This window comes from Curtobacterium sp. MCBA15_008, assembly GCF_001865065.1.
GTDB lineage: Bacteria > Actinomycetota > Actinomycetes > Actinomycetales > Microbacteriaceae > Curtobacterium.
Window position 1 is genome coordinate 76,768 of the sequence record NZ_MJGN01000045.1, and the last position, 19,798, is coordinate 96,565.

A 19,798-nucleotide genomic window follows, 5' to 3' on the forward strand; every position below is an offset into this window, starting at 1 on the left:
GCCCGAGTTAGGCGATTGTGTTGGTCGTCGGGTTGCTCTGCCGAGCGCGACTGGCGAGCCCGACTGCCGCTGTCGCGGCGAGCAGCGCAACCAGCGCCGCGTAGAGCGCTGTGACTGTGGAGAGGCCGAGCGTGCTGCTAAGGATCCCGGCGGCGAGGACGGGGAGGCCGTACGCGGCGTATGCGATCAGGTAGACGGTTGCGAACATTCCGCCGCGGCTCGCGTTGTCAGCGAGCGGGCCAAGGAGCCGCAGAGATGAACCGAACGCCGCTCCCTGTCCGGCGCCGCCGACGGCGGCAGCGGCGATGAGTAGCGGCAGGTCGGAGGTGAGCACTGCCAACCCTGCGGCTGCTGCCCCAATGAGGATCAGTACGGCACCGATGGACGCCGCAGTCCGGGCAGCGACCCTTGCAAAGAGCATGCCCGCGGCAGCGGCGGCCGCCGGCTGCAAGGCCACAACTACCGCGCTGACCGCACCGTTGGTGATTCCGAACACCGCTCCGTCGAACCGCGGGGCGAGCCCGAGGAACAGGCCGGAGAACATCCAGCCCGCTGCCACGAGCGGCGCGAGGACGGCGAACCAACTCCGGGCGCGGATCGGGACCGCCAGCGATGGTCGGAGTGACGCGACGGCGCCGTGGTGGCGGTCGGCGGTCTCGTCTGCGGCGATCACCGATGCGATCCCGACGAGGAGCACCACTCCGAGGCTGACGAACACGGCGGCCGTCGGGTTGCTGGAGAACTGTGCTGCGACGCCCCCGCCGATTGCTCCGAGAGCCAGGCCTCCGACGGGTGCGGCGCTGGTTAGCACCGTCATGAGAGGGCGTCGGCGCTCGCTGGCGAGCTCGATGATTGCCGCCGTGAAGGTACTCGTCGCGGCACCGGTGGCGATGCCCTGAACGGCGCGAGCGGCGATGATCCACCCGATGCTGTCCGCGCGGAGAAACAGTCCGCTCGCTGCGAGCATGAGGATCAGTGCACCGATCAGAACTGGTCGGCGACCGATGTGGTCGGAGACACGTCCCGCGACGACGAGCGTGCTGAGCAGGGCGACCGCGTACACGGTGAACGCGGCCGTCAGCTGCCAGTCCGGGAACCCCCACGCCTTCTGATAGACGATGAACAGCGGGCTGCCTGCCCCGGCGCCGAAGGCGACAGCCACGGAGGCGATGACAACTCCGCTTAACGCGAGCGCTCTGAACCCGCGTTCGGCTGAACGCGGTCCGCTCGATTCGGACCTTCGAAGCAGCCCGAGCGAGCGGATCGCGATGCTGCCGACAAGCGCAGTCGCTACGGCGACGACGGTCCACGCGGCGGCGGTGCCCGCGGCGCCGAATCCGCTGGAAGTGAGGAGCCGCACGCTGTACGTGGCGCTGGCTGCTGCGGTGAACGTCATCGCCCAGAAGCCGATCGCGAAGCCACTCTTCACGTAGCGGCGGACGAGGAACAGGTGCGGCAGCAGCAGTGCGACCATGGTGCCTGCGAGCACGGTGTGCACGACTGAGGGTTCACCGTCAGTGATTGCCCACCAGGCGTTACCTGCCACTGCGGGCGGTGCCGAGAGGATCGCGAGGGTCGGAAGGAGCGGTGCGGGGATGGCCGGTCCGGTTGCGAGACGAGCGAAAAGCACGGCGCCGATGAGCAGCCAGAAGAGGATGCCGGCAGCGAAGTACCCCATAGCGATCGTCGTCGCTCCCATCGTGCCCAGTGCTTGGGCGGTGAGCAGCGAGGCCGCCACGGTGGGCAGGAGATATCCGCCGTGCAGCGTCGCGATCTCGCGGGGCTGTGTCAGCAGTGCGGTAACGAACCATGCGCCGAACGCGGTCGTTAGCACCAGCATCACCCACACTCCGACCGCGCCGACGGCGGGGAAGTACTGTGCAAGGTGCGCTGAGAGGAGCGATCCAACGGCTGGAACCAACGCCGCGAACGGTCCGAGAACCGGATGGCGGAGGTCCGTGCGGATACCGGCGATCCCGCCAGGCCTGCGAAGGTAACGGACGATGGTCACCAGCCAGGCGATCGCGGCTGCAGCCCAGAGGACCTCGCCGATCCCGCTTGGTGCGTTGAGCTGGGCGGCTGTGGCCGTCCAGGTGCCGGCAAGGCCGGCAGTACCGAAGGCGATCCCGAATGTGTTCAGCGGGAGTCGTGGCCGCTTCGTGTTGATGGAGTTCATCACTGCCTCCTCAGGCTGATGCGAGCGGAACGGGACGACCGGTCGTCGCATTCCTGTGAAGGTCGTGGCGGTTCTTGCCGCCAGCGCGAGCGCAGCGAAGGGCTTCCCGCAGCACCAACGCAGCCCCGCTGCACCCCGACGGATCGGCACACCGAGGTGCGCCAGGCGGGGTGTAGCGGGGAGCCGAGCGTCGTGTCAGCCCTTGATCCAGGCGAGCACGTCCTGCTGCAGGACCTTGCGGTAGTCGCCGTGGATACCGTGCGGGGCGCCCGGGTAGGTCTTCAGGGTGCCGTCTGCGACGAGCTCGATTGCCTTACGTGCAGCGTCGTCGATGGGTACGATCTGGTCGTCCTCGCCGTGGTTGATGAGGATCGGCACGGTGAGGGCCTTGAGGTCCTCGGTCTGGTCGGTCTCGGAGAACGCCTTAACGCAGTCGTAAGCAGCGGAGAGGTTCACGTTCTGTCCCTGACGCCAGAAGTCAAGCTTCGCGCCGTAGGAAACGTCACGGCCGTGGTTCGCGCCGAAGAACGACTCGGACAGGTCGAGCCAGAACTGAGAGGCGTCCTCGAGCACGCCGGCGCGGATGCCGTCGAACGCGTCGATCGGCGTCCCCTCGGGGTTCGCGTCGCTCTTCACCATGATCGGCGGGATGGCGCCGGCGGTGACGACCTTCGCGACGCGACCGTTCGCATACTGGGCGGCGTAGCGGACGACCTCGCCGCCGCCGGTGGAGTGCCCCATCACGATGACGTCGTGCAGGTCGAGGTGCTCAATGAGCGCTGCGAGGTCCTTGGCGTACTGGTCGATGGTGTGGCCGAGCGCGGTCTTTTCGGAGCGACCGTGGCCGCGACGGTCGTGTGCGATGGTGCGGTAGCCGTTGTCGCTGAAGAACTTCAGCTCCGGCTGCCAGGCGTCGGAGCTGAGCGGCCAGCCGTGCGCGAAGACGATGGGCTGTCCCTCGCCCTGCTCGGTGTAGTACATCTCGATGCCGTCGGGCGTGGTGAACGTGGGCATGGTTGCCTCCTTGCTTCGTGGTCATGTGCCGGACGATCGTCGACGGCGCTGCTGACGCTAGAAGCACCCAGAATTCGGGGCGTGTCCCAAACGGGACCACCTTCAATCAGCTGGCTGGCGGGCTGGCACGCCATCTCGCGCCCGGCTGATTGGTGTCGCCACGAACGAATGCGCTTGCGGATGGCATCGGGCGACGCGGACGTTGACTAGCCCGCGGAGGGACACGTGGCTCCGGCTGGACCGGCTTACCGTGCCGGAATGCATACCCAGATCACGGAGTACACGTCGGACCGCTTCTCAATCCCTGTTGCGGGCCGTTACGCCGATATCGTCGACGCTTTCGAGCAGGCAGTTCCCTCGCTCGACGCGGACGACCTCGTGAGAACAGTGCGGAAACATAGTGATTGGGACACCGTCGAGACGTGGACGATCCGTCACGCACCGCACGGCTTCCTTCGGTACTGGCGGAACGACCCGACAGCGCTTATGGCCATCTCGGGGAACACCGCATCCTGCGTGTCCTACCTGATGGGGAACCACGTTGTCGCAGAGCGCATGTTCCGGCGTGACCCGCGTGTGATGGGGTTGGCTCCGTTGCGGGTCACAATCTCTCAGCGCATGGGGGAGCCGGTGCTGTTCACCTCCGACGTCCCGAGCGCATCATTTGCCTCGTTCGGCGATGACCACATCACGGCAGTGGCACACGGCTTGGATCGAAAGCTTGCGGAGCTGCTGGTGTTGCTTGGAATCGCTGTCCCTGAGGTGCTGGCGGCGCTGTGACGAAGTTACAGGCGTTCGGTTCAGCGGTTAGGGTCGGCGGACGTGAGGTTGAGGTTTGATGCGGTGTCCGTGCGTGCGGCGTCCTCCTCCAGGAGGCGGCGGAGGGCAAGCGAAGCAAGCATTGGTGCTCGGACGCGTCCGGCATCGGCGGGCCCGACGGGGTGTGTTCTGCTCATGCCGAGACGGTAGGGGCGCCTCGACGGCCCGAGCGTGTCTGCGCCACGGACACCTACGATGCGGCGTGAACCGGGAGGGGTGCGCCTCTATGCCGGTGGGAGCAGCAAGTCCGGAAACTCGCCGCCTATGAGACGCTGCCGCCAGCCGGCGAATTGTGCTTCCGCTGAAGCGTGGAGGGTTGAGATGTTGCCGAGATGTGGGTGCTGGCCGTGGAGGGCAGCAACGATGCCCGCGGGGTGTCGATGGGCCTGGACCGCGCGCTCAAAATCGGTGAGGTAGCGAGCCACGAATTCGACCTGGTTCGGGGCGGAATCCGACGGCGCATCAGGGTCGCGGTGCGCAGCAATAACCCAAGATGGGCGCAGCGCCCGAACGAGGTCGAGCGCTCCAAGCCAAGCGGAACGATCAGCAGCATCTGTCCCGACCAGCCAGGGGTGCACGCCGTTGTACAGCAGGTCTCCACCGACGATCGCGTCCAAATCACGTATCGATACGATGCTTCCCGGTTTACCGGCGATGGTACCAACGTCGAAGAGACGCAGCTCATGCCCCTCAAGCGTCACTGCGGCGGTACCGAAGGTGGCCGGCACGGACACCGCGGAAGGCAACTGGTCACGGAACAGCGAGTTCCAACGTGCCATGTAATGGGGAGCAGATTGCGTTCCGGCTCGCTCCGCCACATCTGGGACGGCGACTGCAATTGCCGCAGGAAACGCACGCAGCACCGTTGACAGGCCGAAGAAGTGATCCGCTTGCCCCTGCGTGATGATGACAGTTGTGAGTCGCTTGCCGCTCGTGCGGATCCATGCGACGAGATCCTCCGCCTCTTCCACTGTCATCAACGCATCGATGAGGACCGCGTCCCGCTGCCCTGCGACCAGAGTCGCGGACGTGGGTGACCATGTCGCAGGGCCACCGCCTCTTGGATCGGTCCGTGCAAGCGTCTTGTACCCGCCGATATACGTCGACATCCGCAGCGGCGGATGGGCTGTCCCTCCGACGTCACTGAGCCGCTGCGCGAACTGCGCTCGCATCCCCTCACGCCCGGCGCCGTTTCCGCTGAGGAACTCGGCGGACCACGTCACCAAGGAACCCGGTCCGTCCTGCGAGATGCGAATGACCGCATCGACGTCCTCCGTCGGCGAGCCGCCCGGACGCCGAGCTCGGTAATGAAGCGACCCGCTGCCGCGTGTGACCAGGTCCTCCACGAACCCGAGGTCCTCGCCGCTGTTCCGGATGTAGTGAGACCGACCCCGATCCAAGATGGCGTAGTCGGAGCCACCCGGAGGGCAGGGCAGCATGTCGAAATCTGAGAACCGATCCCAGACTCGCAGGGGCGGCTCATCAAAGTGGGCTGCTGCAGCTGCGTGCGCGCGCCTGATCCGTCGCATGCGTCCGCTCCGTCGCTTTCGTCTCGAACCAGGGAGTCCGAGCCCCTGACGGTAGGAGGGGCGGGGCGGTCGAGGGTGTCCCTGTTTGGGACAGGCACGCGGGACGCGCCGTGGCGAACTTTCCCTGCTGCGGGCGATCCGTCACGATCGTGTCAAGGGGTTGCTGCCGTAGCCCAAGGAAGGTACGGACGTGGCACAGGAAAGAACACCGCTGGGTGAGTACTTGCGGGCTCGTCGAGCGGCGGTGACTCCCGAGGAAGCCGGAGTGCAGTCGTACACCCAGCGTCGTGTTCCCGGGCTGCGCAGAGATGAGGTTGCGCGAGCCGCGGGCATCAGCCAGGAGTATTACCTTCGCCTGGAGCAAGGGAAGGACCAGACCCCTTCTGATCAGGTCCTTCGATCCCTTGCGCGGGCGCTGCTTCTCAACGATGGCGCGACGGCGTACATGATGCGGGTCGCGAGTGCTCAACCCGTTGACCTCCGTGCAGCCGCGGCGAACGTCTCGACCGACACCTTCGCCGCGATTCTTGACACGTGGGCGAACGTGCCGGCGTACATGATCGACACAAACCACACGATCATGCTCTCGAACGCGATGGCCCGGGCGGTTGTACCTCTGGCTCTTCATGTCGGTTCGAACATCCCGGAGGTGGTGTTCACCGCCCCGGAAGTGCGCGCGCTGCCGACGTGGGAGACGCTTGCAACACGCACTGTGACCCGTCTTCGCTCCTACGGGCATCCCTTCGACCCGAGGTTGCACGCTCTCGCTGATCGGCTGTCGACACTGGATCCGCTGTTCCGGAGGCTGTGGGAACGTCACGAAGTAGACCCCTATTACGACGGCGACGTGAAGCCGTTCATCGACGGGCACGGGCAGGTCGTTCTCCGGCATCAGACCCTGGAAGTACCAGGTACGCCCGGATACCTGCTCTGCGTATACCGAGCGGACCCAGGATCCATCAGTGAAGCGGCACTCACCGACCTCGCGGAACGCGTCAGCGCGGATGAAGCAACGGCGGCGGCTTGATGGGTATCAACGAGTCCCTGGCGTGGATTGTCGCCTTCTTGATCGTGACAGTCGCCGTCAGCGCTGCCGCGCGTCGCGTCGGATGGTCGGCTCCGCTCGCACTCGTGGCGATCGGTGTGGCGGTGTCCTACGTGCCCGGTGTCCCACGGGTCGACGTCGAACCGGACTTCGTGTTGTCGGTACTGCTGCCACCGTTGCTGTTCGCTGCGGCTCTGCAAACTTCCCTCGCCGATGTCCGTGCGCGCCGTGAGTCGCTCGTGTTGCTTTCCGTCGGTCTCGTCGCGTTCACGACGCTGACGATTGGTTTCACCGTGTGGGCGGTCGTGCCTACAGTGACGCTCGCTGCGGCGTTCGCGTTCGGTGCTGTGGTCGCCCCAACAGATGCGGTCGCGGTCACTGCCGTGACGAGGCGAGCTCCGCTGCCGCGGCTGCTGGCATCAGTGCTGGACGGTGAGAGCTTGCTGAACGACGCGACAGCCCTCGTCGCGTTGAACACGGCAGTACTTGCCATCGTTGCGAACTTCGACCCAGTCCGGGCCGCGGGGGAGTTCGTTCTCGCTGTCGTGGGCGGTATTGGCGTCGGCCTCCTCGTGGCTTTTGCGATGGGAGCCGTCCGGCGCCGCATCAGCGCACCAGTATTGGACACCAGCCTGTCCCTGGTCACTCCGTACGTGGCGTTCCTTTTAGCTCATACCATCGGCGCTTCGGGGCCGCTGGCGGTCGTTGTCGCCGGACTGTTCCTCGGGTACCGGTCGCCAGTCCTGCAATCAGCTGAAGCACGGCTCGCGGAGTCGCTCAATTGGCGCACGATTCAGTTCCTCCTCGAAAACGCGGTTTTCCTGCTGATCGGTCTCGCACTGCCCGCGATTCTGCGGGGCGCGCTCAAGTCGGGGATCCCACTGTTGAGCGCAGTAGGAATCGTTGTGACGGTCCTGGCAGTGCTCGTACTCTCTCGGCTCGGATGGAGCTTCGCGATCACCGCGATTTACCACTGGGGTCCGCGGCGGTTGCGTCGGCGAAGCTGGCAGTGGCGTCTCAATATGCCGATCACGGTCGCCGGGGTCCGTGGCGTTGTGACACTGGCGGCAGTTTTCCTCCTTCCGCAGGAAACGCCACACCGCGAGTTTTTACAGTTCTTGGCCTTCGTTGTCGTCGTTGGGACGTTGCTGATCGGGTTGACCTTGCCGTGGGTGGTTCGGAAAGTCGCTCTGCCGCCACCGGATCTCGACCAGGAACGGATGGAGATTCAGCTGCTCCTGGCGGAGGCGCACGCCGAGAGCTTGGAGCTCATTGGCAGGATCGGGTCTGAGGAGTACGAGGATCGGGTCCTAGAACGCGTCCGTGCAGAAGCTGCGCTACTCGGTGAAACCTTCGTGGGCGACGACCAGGTCCGCGCGGAGCGAGCAGACGCTTACGGCGAACTCCGCATGCGCACCATCGCTGAGGAACGTCGGGCCATCCTCAGCGCACGTGCGGAGGGCCGCTACGCCGAGACGACGGTACGAACGGTCCTCAGGGTCCTCGACATTGAGGAAGCCGCTGTTCGAGCCGTCCTACCCGAATCGTCGAGCTGAGTTCGCTCCCTGCGAGGAGCCAGTACTCGGCGTCAGAAAATCGAGCAGTAGTTCTCGGGGTTCAAGGCGTCCGCAAAGACCACTGCTGATGCGCTGAACGCTTCAGCCTCCGTGGTCGTGACCTGACCGTGACCACCGTCCCAAGAAATCGTCGCAACCAGTCCCTGCGCGACAACAACGTCGTCTAGTCCAGCCTGAGGCACAAGCCGTCGCGGCGTCAGGAGAAGCACACGCTGTCCCGCTCGTGCCGCATCAGCAGCTCCGCGGACCCCTCGAGCGGAATCGCCGACGACGATGACGTCCCATTCGTCCTGCACAGTGACCACGCCGGGTTCAACGGGGTTGGTGTGCCTCGTGTTCCCCGGAGTCTCGAGAGGTGCCTTGTCTGCGCTCCTCGAACGGATCGCCAGGCGCAAGGATCAGCTTCTCTAAGTGTCCCCGATGGGAGCACGCTGCGCGAGTAGCCGTGCTCGTACCGTCAACTGCGCGACCGGCCGACCGACCGGCACCAGCAGACAGGGAGTCACCCGATGAGCGTCGAACAGACGACGGCAACGGCCGTCACCGCTTCAACCCAGACCATCACCGCGGAAAACGGGGTGGCGTACGCATACCGGCGCTTCGGCACCAGTCCGGATGCCGTCCCCATGGTGTTCCTGATGCACTTCCGCGGCAACCTCGACAATTGGGACCCGGCGCTCGTGGACGGCATCGCCGCTGATCGAGAAGTGATCCTCGTGGACAACGCCGGCGTCGGCGGCTCCACAGGGGCTGTACCGTCCACCGTCGCCCAGATGGCGCGGGACCTGTTGGCCTTCACCGACGCCCTCGGACTTCGCTCGTTCGATCTCTTCGGGTTCTCCCTCGGCGGCTTCGTCGCGCAGGACCTTGCCCTGCTCCGCCCGTGGGCTGTCCGAAACCTCGTCCTCGCAGGCACGGGCCCCGCCGGTGCGCCGACGATGCACGGCTGGCGTGAAGACATCGAACGCGAATCCCGACACGATGTGCCCACGCCCGCGAACCTGCTGTACATCTTCTTCGCCCACACCGACACGAGTCGTGCGCTTGGCGCAGAGTTCTTCGGCCGCCTTGGCGGACGAACTGATGGACACGACGCGCCGACGACACCGGCAGTCCGAGACGCCCAGTACGACGCGATCCTCGACTGGGGTGTCCCGGATATCACGAAGCTGCAGCGCCTTACCGGCATCGGCCAGCCGACCCTCATCCTGCAGGGCGACGACGACCTGATGATCCGTACGCCCGGCAGCCACACGCTCGCGGGACTGATTCCGAACGCACAGATGCACATCTTCCCGGACGCCGCCCACGCGTCGATCTTCCAGTACCCGAACGAGGCAGCGAGCCTCGTCCGGAACTTCATCACCGCGGCGACCGCCGCCTAAGTCAGAGGAGATCATCATGACAACGCTTCTTGATCGCATCATCGATGCTCACGGCGGCGCAACCCGATGGGCCGAAGCGTCGACCATCAGTGCGACGCGCCACTTCGGGGGTGCCCTCTGGGGACTGAAGCAGGTTCCCGGGGTCGCTGAGGAAGGCCGATTCACGGTCGATCTCCGCCGTCAGCGCAGCTCGCTTGAGCAGTTCGGCGCGCCGGACCTGCGTACTGAGTTCACCGGCAACCACGTCTCCATCATCCGCAGTACGCCGGACGGCGACGAGATCGTCGAGGAACTGGCGGAGCCGCGAGCATCGTTCGACGGACACGTGCTCGAGACACCTTGGAGCAAGCTCCAGCTTGCCTACTTCACCGGATATGCCATGTGGACCTACAACACCGAGCCGTGGTCGTTCACGTTCCCCGGCGTTGAGGTGGAGGAAACCGGGTCGTGGACGGAACCGTCCGGGGAGTCGTGGGACCGCCTGCAAGTGACGTACCCGGACAGCATTGCGACCCACAGCACGACGCAGACGTTGTACGCAGACGTGGACGGGGTGCTGCGCCGCCGCGACTACGAGGTCAACGTCGCCGGCGGGTCTCCCGCTGTCGAGTACATGACCGGGCAGAGCTGGTTCGACGGATTGCTCCTGCCGACCGACCGGAAGATCTTCGTTCGCGACGAGGAAGGGCATGCACTGCCGGAGCCTCTGATTGTATCCATCGCCATCGAGGACGTTGTCGTCGGATAGCGGCTCCGAACCTTCCGTCGGCTGCGCAATCGCAGTGCGCCACCGTGCGCAGCGCGACGGAAGGTGGGGGACGGGGCGGTCAAGCGCTGACGGCCGTCCCCGCACGATGCGAGCGGCGGTAGACGCTTGGCACCACCGCTAGGACCTCGGATCGATAGCGCCGAAGCGATGTTGCAGCTGCATGCCCGACCATCGCGGCCGCGGCTCCGATACCGTGCCCCTTCGGCTGGCTTGATGCTCGATGACCGACGCCGCCGCTCACGAGTTCCCCACGCTTCACCTACTTCGCTTGCACCCCGGGTAAATGGTTTGCACCTCGAGTACACGGCTGCTTCAGCTTGGACGCTGTCGCGGACGCGCGATCATGAGTGTTGCGGGCAGAGAGCCGCTGGGGGTTATCGGTCTGCGACGAGCGGCAGTGCAACTTGCGATCGTCCCGCGGCATCGGCAGGGGACCGCCACCCCGATGCGGGCTGGAGATCGCCGTCCCTTGAGCTCGCCGCGAGTTGTCGGCGCGTCACCCGAGTAGCAGTGATTCGCCTGCTGAGGGGCCGGGGCCACCGGTGCAACCACCTGAAGGTCGTTAGCCGGATCCGGTCTCGCCGGTACTCCCGCGCCGGCGGCGAGGAGTGTTGAAGCCCCGGTTTTCACTTGGGGGTGACGTCGAAGTTCTGGTTGAAGATGTCTTCCGGGTCCCAGCGAGCTTTGATCTGACGAAGCCGACTGAGGGTCTCGGCCGGGAACGCCTCGAGGAGGTGCTCTGCGTTATGGTTGCTCTCAAAACTGAGGTACATCCCGTCCATCAGCTGATGCACCGGTTCCCACGCCGAGTCGAAGTGGTCGCCGGGGGCCGTGGCGACAGCGGTCACCGAGAAGTTCTGGTGACGGTGCGCATAGGCGGTTGCGCTTGCTGAGACGTCATTGATGGCGCCGCCGACGGACCGGATCTGCACCATGTCAGCTCCGCCGCCGCGCAGAAGTTCCGCGATGCGCTCAGACAGAGCGTCGTCTACATGTGTTGCCAATCCGGTGTGAGTGCCCGCCGTCTGCTGTCCTGTATGCGGTTGCCCACTCGTCAGCGGGACGGCGGCATACGGGGTCACCAGAGCTCGTTGGCCAGCGAGACCAGGCAGTTGCAGGAACGACTCAATATGTGGGCGTGCAGCATCCACATCATCGCCGGCATACACGATCGTCGCCTGCGCGAACGGCGTCGGACCTCCGCCTGTGTAGAGAAACGCTGATACCTCGTTCGGTGCCTCTTCAACCGTCGCACCCCACGCACGAAGGAAGCGAGCCATGTCACCCGGCTGGTACATGGCGGTCAGCTGGATGACAATTGGCGTCGCGGCGGCCTCAAACTCGAACGAGGTCACGATCCCCACGTTCGCTCCTGCCCCGCGGACAGCCCAGAACAGATCCGTCGACTCTTCCTCCGAAACGAGGCGCACCGAGCCGTCGGCCGTGACGAGTTCGGCACGGCGGAGACGGTCGATGGTGAGCCCGTGGGCCCGCCCCATCAGTCCGATTCCCCCAGTCGTGGCCAGACCCCCGACTCCGACGTCGCCGGAATCACCGGAACTGAGAGCGAGCCCGTTCGAGTACAACTCGCGCGCGACCTGGCCCCATCGAGCGCCGGGGCCGATGCGAACGGAGTGACCACCGAGATAGTTGACGGAGGAGAGATTGCGGAGGTCGATGACGTCGCCGCCGTCGTTTGTTGCGACACTGCTGATGCCATGCCCGCCACTCCGAACCGCGAGGGGCCGGCCGCTGTCGTGCACTCGCGAGACCGCCTCCGCGACTTCACTAGCGGAGCGTGGCAGGTACACGGCGGCCGGGTGCCCTGCCCGTGAGTACACGTGCTGCAACTCCGAGTACCCGCTATCAGCGGGACGAACGATTTCAAGCATGATTCCCTCGGTCAGTTCTCTTCGGAACCGGACTGCGGTCCCACGGCTCGGTCGACGAAGTAATGCAGCGCGGTTCCCGTCAACGGGCTCGTCCCCTCCACGAGCCCGGCGACATGCTCGCCGACCTGGGTGGCATCGATCCATCGCAGGTCATCGATGCCCGCCAGCTGGCGAGCTCGGGTGCGGATGACTCCGAGGATCACCTGGTAAACACGCGGTCCTCGACCTCCGAGTTCCGCGGCCAGCGTCAACGTGAGGGACTTCGTTGCAGCCGCGCTCAGCGCTACACCGGCACCACCAGGGAACGGCATGTCCGCGCTCATCCCGTTGAGTTGCAGCAGGGCACCTCGCGGCGCAGTGACGGGAAGGAATGCGCGGAACAGGCGAAACACGCTCGTGAGGTTGCCGTCGAGGAGCCGCTGCCATTCTGCATCGGTCAGGGCCAATGCGGGCTTCCGGCCCTGGTCACCCCACGAGGCGACGGCTACGACGACTCCGTCAAACTTGCCGAACTCCGAAGAGAGTGCCGCAACATCGGACTCCAGCGATGCGCTCATCGCGTCAAGGACGCGTGCGTGCATCGAGCCGGGCAGTCCAAGCTCCTGCATTCTCTGCGCGAGTTCCTGAAGTCGGCTCTCATCGCGTCCGGTCGCGATCACCGTTGCGCCTGCAGCGAGCGACGCTTGGACGACACCCTCGCCGACGCCACCGCTCCCGCCAACAACCACGACGGTTTTCCCAGCGAGGCGTACCTGCGGTGTAGTCCACGTTCCAACTGTGTTCTCGGTCATGCTCTGCTCTCTTCTGAGGTGTTTTCGTTCTGGTGGTCGAGACGGTCGACATGGGATGCCAAGGCCAGCAGCGCGTCGCGCAGGCCGCTGAGCTGGGCGGGGTCCAACGCTTCCGCGAACCATGTCTGAGCGGCTCGGAGGTGCGCCCCGACTGCGGCACGGTGGGCTCGAGACCCCGCTGGCGAAATCGCTATTACGGATGATCGGGCGTCGTCGAGCACGCCTGTTTTCCGTTCCACGAGCCGACGCTTCTCGAGCCGTCTGAGTTGGTGTGAGAGCCGGCTCGAGTCCCATCCGATGGCTGCGGCACACGTCGACGGACGCGCAGACCCACCCATCTCGACGAGGTGGGCCAGCACCGTGAACTCCGCTTCTGACAGATCAGCATCCGTCCGAAGGTCGGCGCCTACACGCCGTCGCAGTTGCTCAGTGACGACTTGCAGTCGCTGCCAGGCGTCCAGCTCGTCGTCGGTAAGTCGTCTCGTCATGGCCGATACAACTAGCTGACGCGTCAGGTATTCCCGACCTCCCCGCGTCGTCGAAAGCCTGCGCAGCCGCAGCCGCAGCCGCAGCCGCAGCCGCACCGGCCGCCGGCGGCGGGGCGTAGCCGGTGCCGGTGCCGTACACGATCGCTCCTCCGGACACCACGGCGGGTGACCGTGACAGGGGCACGTTCCACGACAACGACCGCAGTTAGCGTTGCCGCGACCAGAGAGGACCGGACATGACATTCATGGCAGACGACGTCGAGACGCAGTACGTCGAAGGCGGCTCAGCCCGTTTCGCGTACCGCAGATTCGGTACTTCCGGCGGAACCCCCCTTGTGATGGCCATGCGATTCCGAGGAACCATGGACCACTGGGACCCAGCGTTCCTTGATGTGCTCGCCCGCGAACGGGACGTCATCGTGTTCGACAACCGCGGGATAGGCGCCACGTCCGGAGAAGCCGGTGGCAGCATCGCTGAGATTAGTGACGGGCTGCTCGAGTTCCTTGACGCGCTGGGGTTGGCTCAGGTAGACCTTCTCGGTTGGTCCATGGGCGGGATGGTCGTCGCAACCGCGACGCTGGAACACCCAGAGCGAGTCCGCAGGCTCGTCTTCTCCGGCAGCACGCCGGGCACCATTGAAGGTCAGCCACTCGCGCCAGAAAAGGTGTGGCAGGTCGCTGGACGCGATGTCAACGACGCCGACGATTTCCTCTACCTCTTCTTCCCTGAGACCGACGAAGGCCGTCGGCTCGGCGGCGCCTCACTCGAGCGCCTCGAGAGCCGTCTTCGGCGATCACACGCAGTCGTCGAGCCGCCCGCGGTGCTCGCCAGCGTGACAGCAATACGCACGTTCGGAGCGGGCGTGTTCAACCGCCTCAGCGAGATTGAACTCCCAGTGCTGATCGGTATCGGCATTCACGACGTCATGGCGCCGCCGCACTCGAGCCTCCAGGCGACCTACGAACTGCAGCGAGGCAAAGTCGTCGCGTACAGCGACGCCGGTCACGCCTTCTTGTTCCAGCACTACGAGGACTACGGACAGGAAGTCCTGCGGTTCCTCGCGGACTGACGTCGGGCGCAACCCGCATTCACCAGGGTGCGAGACGAGATCAGCGGCACACGCAACGATCGAAGGAACGGGATCACAGATGCAGGTAGTTATTGCGGGAGGCCACGGAAAGGTGGCGAGGATCTTGGCGCGAGAGCTCGTCGCTGCCGGCCACACCCCGATCAGTCTCGTCCGCAACGCCGCCCATCGAGATGAACTCGTCAGCGACGGCGCCCAGGTGGCGGTCATCGACTTGGAACATGACGGCCTGGACCCGGTGGCCGAAGTTCTCGACGGCGCGGACGCTGCAGTGTTCGCAGCAGGCGCGGGCGGCGGCAGTACCCCGGACCGTACCAACGCTGTCGATCGGGAAGGAGCCATCCTGTTTGCACAAGCGGCGAAGCAGAGCGGCGTCCCTCGCCTGGTAATCCTGTCCGGAGCTGGCGTCGATGATTACGACCCATCGTCAGAGGACTCGTTCGAGATCTACTGCCACGCAAAGTCAGATGCAGATGCGTTCGTACGCACCCTCGACATTGACTGGGTGATCGTACGGCCCGACGGGCTAACTGACGGACCAGGTAGCGGACTCTTCACGGTAGCTGAGCAGGTCACCAGGCGCGGAATCGCGCGAAGCGACGTCGCGGCCATCCTGCTCGACCTTTCAGTTGGGCCTAACCCAGGCCGCATCCAGTTTGAAGTCACCTCTGGCAACCAGCCGCTCCGAGCGGCCTTGGAGACGCTCTAAGCCAAGCAGCGACGTTGTGCGTCAGCCCGTCAGTAAAACTCCCTCAACCACCGCGCTCCCACAGAGCCGTGAACAAGGCCGCACGAGAAGAGACAACATGCCTAGCGAAGACCTCACTCCGGGCTCGATCGTGGTCGCCTATCACTCCGGGTACGGCCACACAGCAGTCCTCGCAAAAGCTGTCGCCGAAGGAGCAAGCGAACGCGGTGGCGAGGTGACACTTCTCGACGTCACCACGATTGATGACGCAGCATGGGCGGCCTTGGACGCAGCCGACGCAATCATCTTCGGGGCACCGACCTACATGGGCGGCGCATCGGCCGAATTCCACCGGTTCGCTGAACTGACCGGCGGCCGCTTTTTCCGAAGCGCTTGGGCGGACAAGCTTGCCGCTGGGTTCACCAACTCCGGGTCGAAGGCTGGTGACAAGTCGAACACGCTCGGTTTCCTGCAGGCCCTCGCGGCGCAGCACCACATGATCTGGATCAACCTTGGCATGGCCGCGGGGTGGAACTTCAAGGACGCCGGTGAAGACGACCTCAACCGACTCGGATTCTGGTCAGGAGCGGCAGGCCAGACCCATAACGACGTGGCCCCGGACGCGATGCACGGCTCAGACATCGCGACGGCCGCGCACCTCGGACGCCAGGTCGCCCGCCAGACCGAAATCTTTATCGCCGGGCGGCACACGCTCGCTTCGGCCACAAACAACGAAATGGAAACGGTGAGTGCCTAATGGATGTCCCTCGTCTTCACGTAGCCCGAGCGGCACGATTCGATCAGCCCGCGGCCGAGGTCTGGGCGCGCATCGGCAAGTTCGATGACGTGACCTGGATGCCGGGCGTTGACCACGTCAACTACCTCGAGCACGGCCGAGTTCGCGAGGTGCACCTCCATGGCGTGGGCTCGCCCGTCACGGAGCGACTCATCACGTCCATGGCGTGGGCCATGACGTTCACATTCTCCGACCCCGGATCCCTCCCCGTGGCGGACTACCTCGCAACCCTTCGAATCCACGATGAAGGGGACGGGAGCGTGGTCACCTGGTCGGCCGAGTTCACAGCTCGCGGCGCTGAGAATGAAGCAGCTCGTTCGCAGATGGCCGGCTGGTACGAGGCATGCCTTCAAAACGCCGGCGGGGAGCTTCTCCCCCCGTTGTCGTTGAACGTGTACGTGAGCGACTACAAGCCCATCAGCGGTGCCGTGCCGGAGTGGAAGTCATCCACCCCAGCTACTTGGCCCGCGAGCACCGCGACGCTGGTTGCGGGTGTCACCGATGCAGTCCTCATCGATGCTCTCATCACAGTCAAGGAGGTCTCGGAACTCGTTGACTGGATCAAGGCCAGCGGCAAAAACCTCACGACTGTCTACGTCACGCACGGCCACGCCGATCACTTCCTCGGCCTCGCAGCGGTCCTCGCCGCATTCCCCGGCGCGACCGCCGTCGCGCTTCCGGAGGTTATGCCGTTCGCCGACGAGCAGCTGAGCGAGGGTTACTTGGCTTACTGGGGATCACTGTTCCCCGGCCAGATCCCGGAAACGGTAGCCGGGCCCACCCCGATGACGTCGAACTACATCGATCTGGAAGGGCACAAGTTGGTGCCGATCTCGGTCGGGCAGAGCGACACAGACCCGTCGAGCGTTGTGTACATCCGAGACCTGGACGCAGTCGCCGGCGGAGACGTCATCTACAACGGGATTCACCTGTGGCTGGCGCAGACCGACGCGGCCAAGCGTGAGGAATGGGAAGCAGCAATCGACATGGTCGATGAGCTCGACGCGTCATGGGTGGTGACCGGGCACCGGGACCCTGCCGCTCAGTCGGACGCGTCAACACCGCTCATCGCTGCGACCCGTGCCTACCTTCGTGACTTCAACGCCTCGGTCGCGCAGAGCGACTCCGAGGAAGCGCTGGTGGCACAAATGCTAAAGCGTTACCCCGAACTCGGTAACCCTTACACGCTTACCGCTTCAGCCGCAGCCCAGTTCAGCAAGGACGAAGAAGCAACGGCCTAAGCCGTTCGTTTCATCAGCGTGATCAGAACCCAAGAGTCCGTTCCAACGGATATCAACGACAAACGTCACTAACCTCAGCAATCCGAACAGGAGCAATCATGTCTACCAAGGTCACCCTCATCATCGATAACCCGTCGGATGTCGACACGCTCGAGGCAGCAGTGCCGAGCATGCTGGAAGCAGCTGCACAGATCCCGAAGATCGTGCGAATCGAATCTGGGAAGGTCTGGCCGAAGGAGGACGGCTCGCCGACGCCTGCCCACCGCACGATCGACATGTACTTCGAAACCTACGATGACGCGTCGGCAGCAGTCGCGTCTCCCGAAGGTGGAGAGTTCTTCGGACAGCTCGCTTCTGCTGGCGGGACGTTCACCGGCCTGTTCACGGACGTCGAACGATGACGGAGGACACATACGACCTCATCGTCATTGGCGCGGGAGCGGTCGGCGAGAACGTCGCTGACTATGCCCACAAGAGGGGCCTGCGGACGGCGATCGTCGAATCGGAACTGGTTGGCGGTGAGTGCTCCTACTGGGCCTGCATGCCCTCGAAGGCGCTCCTCCGGAGCGGGCACGCTCTTCGCGCTGCAAGCCGGCTTGGCGGCGCCAAGGAAGCTATATCGGGAGGCGTCAACGCTTCGGCGGTGCTCGCGCGACGAAACTCGTTCACCAGCGGATGGAAGGACGAGGGCCAAGTGGCGTGGTTGAAGTCCGCGGACATCGACCTGCTCCGTGGCCGCGCACGTCTCACCGGGCCGCGCAGAATAGAAGTGACGACGCCAACCGGTGAGGTGCACGAGTACGTCGCGCGCGGCGCGGTCGCGATCGCGACTGGCTCCCAACACGCGATGCCCGACATCGACGGCCTGGTCGAGGCCGCACCGTGGGGCACCCGGGAGGCAACGAGCGCGCAACGGGTTCCAGAGAGCCTCCTTGTCATCGGCGGCGGGGTAGCGGGTACCGAACTCGCTACAGCGTGGGCTTCGCTCGGCTCGACGGTGACGTTGGTGGCCCGTGGGCGGCTGCTTGGTGGCCAAGAGCCCTTCGCCGGCGAACTGGTGGAGAAGGGTCTTCGTGAGTTGGGTGTCGACGTCCGGGTCCGCACCGACATCGACCGAGTGACTCGTGACGAGAAGGGGATGGCGACGGCCTTCCTCAACGACGGCAGCGCTGTCACCGCGCAGGAGATCTTGGTTGCCACCGGCCGAGTTCCCCAGACGAGCGACCTGGGGCTCGAAACAGTGGGACTCACTCCCGGCGATTGGATCGACGTTGATGACACGATGCTGGTCGCTGGTACCGACTGGCTCTATGCCGTGGGTGACGTGAACCATCGCGCTCTCCTGACACACCAGGGGAAGTACCAGGCGCGAGCTGCTGGCGAAGCTATTGCGGCTCGCCTGCATGGAGAGACTGTCCGCGACACGCCCTGGGGTGCGCACGTTGCGACAGCGGACCACGCTGCGGTTCCGCAAGTTACCTTCACGGACCCCGAAGTCGCAAGCGTCGGCCTCACGGAACGTGAAGCCCAGGCTCAGGGCAGGAACATCCGCGCCGTCGAATATGACCTCGGAGCGGTAGCGGGGTCGGCGCTTCAAGCCGACGGGTACCAGGGACGAGCGAAGATGATCGTGGACGAGGACAGGTCAGTCATCGTCGGGGTCACCTTCGTTGGGCAAGACGTTGCCGAGCTGCTTCAAGCAGCCACCGTCGCCGTCGTCGGCGAAGTCACGCTCGACAGGCTGTGGCACGCGGTCCCGGCGTATCCAACAATGAACGAAATCTGGTTGCGTCTGCTTGAGGCATACGGACGCCAGCCCTAACGGGGAAATGCTCCGCTTCAAGCGTCGCGGGGCGCGGTCGGGATCCCGCAGGGGTTCCCGACCGTGGCCCGCTTCTCACCGCACATGCCCAGCGTGCGCACACAGCACGGGGGTCAGTACGGCCGCCAGTTTCTCGCCCATAGCTCGGTACGATGCTGCTGACCGGAAGCGCGTATCGGGACCTTCACCAGCTGGTGACACAGCAGGCTGAAATGTGACGAAATGCATGGCAGCGCAGACTTCCTCGGATACTCGGTTCATCGACTGGGCCCACCTATCGACCAGCCCTCCTGCGCGGAGCGTCACGCCCGGCAACGAACTCAGCTCTGGAACACCCACGAATACAATCGGCACCGTCTTCCCGGACGCCCGAATCGAGTGGAGAAGCCGAAGCACGGACGCCCTCCACTTCTCAAGATCGCAGAGCCGTGCGGCGTCGGAGACACCACAAACAACGGCGATGCCGTCGTAGTCAGCAGCAACCACGGTTCGGGCCAGACCGCTGAGTTCCCCGATTCGTGAGCCCGGGGTCTGCACAAGATCCACTCTCGTCACACGGCCACTGCGCTCGCTGATCGAACGAGCGAGATGCCCTGGAAGGGCAAGCTCGTGCGTGAGGACCCCTAAGCCGCTGGCAGCGTCGGTACCGAATAGCAGGACGCGACCGGCGCCTGGACG

Annotated in this window: 16 protein-coding genes; 11 read left to right on the forward strand and 5 right to left on the reverse strand. The window is 65.0% G+C overall.

The annotated features are described in order from the left end of the window. Positions 1-7: 7 nt before the first annotated feature. Positions 8-2,176 (reverse strand): MFS transporter, encoded by a 2,169-nt coding sequence (locus BIU96_RS20115; RefSeq protein WP_217642279.1) that lies wholly within the window; start codon positions 2,174-2,176, stop codon positions 8-10. A gap of 195 nt (positions 2,177-2,371) precedes the next feature. Beyond that, positions 2,372-3,190, reverse strand: a complete 819-nt coding sequence (locus BIU96_RS14950; RefSeq protein ID WP_071293404.1) for an alpha/beta fold hydrolase — start codon at positions 3,188-3,190, stop codon at positions 2,372-2,374. A 258-nt stretch (positions 3,191-3,448) separates the two neighbouring features. Between BIU96_RS14950 and BIU96_RS14955 the strand changes: the two genes are divergently transcribed. Then, positions 3,449-3,970, forward strand: a complete 522-nt coding sequence (locus BIU96_RS14955) for a hypothetical protein (protein WP_083402956.1) — start codon at positions 3,449-3,451, stop codon at positions 3,968-3,970. Between the two features lie 263 nt (positions 3,971-4,233). On the opposite strand, the gene BIU96_RS14960 is transcribed toward BIU96_RS14955, so the two are convergent. Further along, on the reverse strand, positions 4,234-5,355 hold the full coding sequence (locus BIU96_RS14960) for an MBL fold metallo-hydrolase (RefSeq protein WP_175477571.1): 1,122 nt from the start codon (positions 5,353-5,355) through the stop codon (positions 4,234-4,236). 373 nt (positions 5,356-5,728) lie between these two features. Between BIU96_RS14960 and BIU96_RS14965 the strand changes: the two genes are divergently transcribed. The 4 genes from BIU96_RS14965 (at position 5,729) to BIU96_RS14980 (ending at position 10,293) form a co-directional block, all read left to right on the forward strand. Further along, positions 5,729-6,565, forward strand: coding sequence for a helix-turn-helix domain-containing protein (locus BIU96_RS14965; protein ID WP_071293406.1), 837 nt, complete (start codon positions 5,729-5,731; stop codon positions 6,563-6,565). Next, positions 6,565-8,139 (forward strand): sodium:proton antiporter, encoded by a 1,575-nt coding sequence (locus BIU96_RS14970; RefSeq protein WP_071293407.1) that lies wholly within the window; start codon positions 6,565-6,567, stop codon positions 8,137-8,139. Before BIU96_RS14965 ends, BIU96_RS14970 begins: the two co-directional genes overlap by 1 nt. Before the next feature lie 530 nt (positions 8,140-8,669). Continuing rightward, a complete protein-coding gene (locus BIU96_RS14975; RefSeq protein WP_071293408.1) occupies positions 8,670-9,545 on the forward strand; it encodes an alpha/beta fold hydrolase in 876 nt (291 codons plus the stop codon). 16 nt (positions 9,546-9,561) lie between these two features. Beyond that, positions 9,562-10,293: a hypothetical protein gene (locus tag BIU96_RS14980; protein WP_071293409.1), complete on the forward strand. Its 732-nt coding sequence runs from the start codon at positions 9,562-9,564 to the stop codon at positions 10,291-10,293. A 647-nt stretch (positions 10,294-10,940) separates the two neighbouring features. On the opposite strand, the gene BIU96_RS14985 is transcribed toward BIU96_RS14980, so the two are convergent. Both BIU96_RS14985 and BIU96_RS14990 read right to left on the reverse strand, forming a co-directional pair. Further along, on the reverse strand, positions 10,941-12,206 hold the full coding sequence (locus BIU96_RS14985; protein ID WP_071293410.1) for an FAD-binding oxidoreductase: 1,266 nt from the start codon (positions 12,204-12,206) through the stop codon (positions 10,941-10,943). Positions 12,207-12,217: 11 nt separating this feature from the next. Then, positions 12,218-12,997, reverse strand: coding sequence for an SDR family oxidoreductase (locus BIU96_RS14990; RefSeq protein WP_175477572.1), 780 nt, complete (start codon positions 12,995-12,997; stop codon positions 12,218-12,220). A gap of 724 nt (positions 12,998-13,721) precedes the next feature. Here BIU96_RS14990 and BIU96_RS14995 point away from each other — a divergent pair. The 6 genes from BIU96_RS14995 (at position 13,722) to BIU96_RS15020 (ending at position 19,120) form a co-directional block, all read left to right on the forward strand. Continuing rightward, entirely contained in the window at positions 13,722-14,555 is an 834-nt protein-coding gene (locus BIU96_RS14995; RefSeq protein ID WP_071293412.1) for an alpha/beta fold hydrolase, read from the forward strand. 79 nt (positions 14,556-14,634) lie between these two features. Further along, positions 14,635-15,282, forward strand: a complete 648-nt coding sequence (locus BIU96_RS15000; protein ID WP_071293413.1) for an NAD(P)H-binding protein — start codon at positions 14,635-14,637, stop codon at positions 15,280-15,282. 97 nt (positions 15,283-15,379) lie between these two features. Beyond that, complete coding sequence (locus BIU96_RS15005) at positions 15,380-16,018, forward strand: flavodoxin family protein (protein WP_071293414.1); 639 nt, start codon at positions 15,380-15,382, stop codon at positions 16,016-16,018. Beyond that, a complete protein-coding gene (locus BIU96_RS15010) occupies positions 16,018-17,298 on the forward strand; it encodes an SRPBCC family protein (protein ID WP_083402960.1) in 1,281 nt (426 codons plus the stop codon). Before BIU96_RS15005 ends, BIU96_RS15010 begins: the two co-directional genes overlap by 1 nt. A 98-nt stretch (positions 17,299-17,396) precedes the next feature. Then, entirely contained in the window at positions 17,397-17,699 is a 303-nt protein-coding gene (locus BIU96_RS15015) for a hypothetical protein (RefSeq protein WP_071293415.1), read from the forward strand. After that, on the forward strand, positions 17,696-19,120 hold the full coding sequence (locus tag BIU96_RS15020; protein WP_071293416.1) for an NAD(P)/FAD-dependent oxidoreductase: 1,425 nt from the start codon (positions 17,696-17,698) through the stop codon (positions 19,118-19,120). The genes BIU96_RS15015 and BIU96_RS15020 overlap by 4 nt, the downstream gene beginning before the upstream one ends. Positions 19,121-19,798: the final 678 nt, after the last annotated feature.

Excerpts from the sequence above, each read along its gene's own strand:
- BIU96_RS15020 (WP_071293416.1), top strand. The coding sequence starts at position 17,696 with ATGACGGAGGACACATACGACCTCATCGTCATTGGCGCGGGAGCGGTC.
- BIU96_RS15015 (WP_071293415.1), top strand. The coding sequence starts at position 17,397 with ATGTCTACCAAGGTCACCCTCATCATCGATAACCCGTCGGATGTCGAC.
- BIU96_RS20115 (WP_217642279.1), bottom strand. The coding sequence starts at position 2,176 with ATGAACTCCATCAACACGAAGCGGCCACGACTCCCGCTGAACACATTC.
- BIU96_RS14975 (WP_071293408.1), top strand. The coding sequence starts at position 8,670 with ATGAGCGTCGAACAGACGACGGCAACGGCCGTCACCGCTTCAACCCAG.
- BIU96_RS14955 (WP_083402956.1), top strand. The coding sequence starts at position 3,449 with ATGCATACCCAGATCACGGAGTACACGTCGGACCGCTTCTCAATCCCT.
- BIU96_RS14990 (WP_175477572.1), bottom strand. The coding sequence starts at position 12,997 with ATGACCGAGAACACAGTTGGAACGTGGACTACACCGCAGGTACGCCTC.
- BIU96_RS15005 (WP_071293414.1), top strand. The coding sequence starts at position 15,380 with ATGCCTAGCGAAGACCTCACTCCGGGCTCGATCGTGGTCGCCTATCAC.
- BIU96_RS14970 (WP_071293407.1), top strand. The coding sequence starts at position 6,565 with ATGGGTATCAACGAGTCCCTGGCGTGGATTGTCGCCTTCTTGATCGTG.
- BIU96_RS14950 (WP_071293404.1), bottom strand. The coding sequence starts at position 3,190 with ATGCCCACGTTCACCACGCCCGACGGCATCGAGATGTACTACACCGAG.
- BIU96_RS15010 (WP_083402960.1), top strand. The coding sequence starts at position 16,018 with ATGGATGTCCCTCGTCTTCACGTAGCCCGAGCGGCACGATTCGATCAG.
- BIU96_RS14980 (WP_071293409.1), top strand. The coding sequence starts at position 9,562 with ATGACAACGCTTCTTGATCGCATCATCGATGCTCACGGCGGCGCAACC.
- BIU96_RS14995 (WP_071293412.1), top strand. The coding sequence starts at position 13,722 with ATGACATTCATGGCAGACGACGTCGAGACGCAGTACGTCGAAGGCGGC.
- BIU96_RS15000 (WP_071293413.1), top strand. The coding sequence starts at position 14,635 with ATGCAGGTAGTTATTGCGGGAGGCCACGGAAAGGTGGCGAGGATCTTG.
- BIU96_RS14985 (WP_071293410.1), bottom strand. The coding sequence starts at position 12,206 with ATGCTTGAAATCGTTCGTCCCGCTGATAGCGGGTACTCGGAGTTGCAG.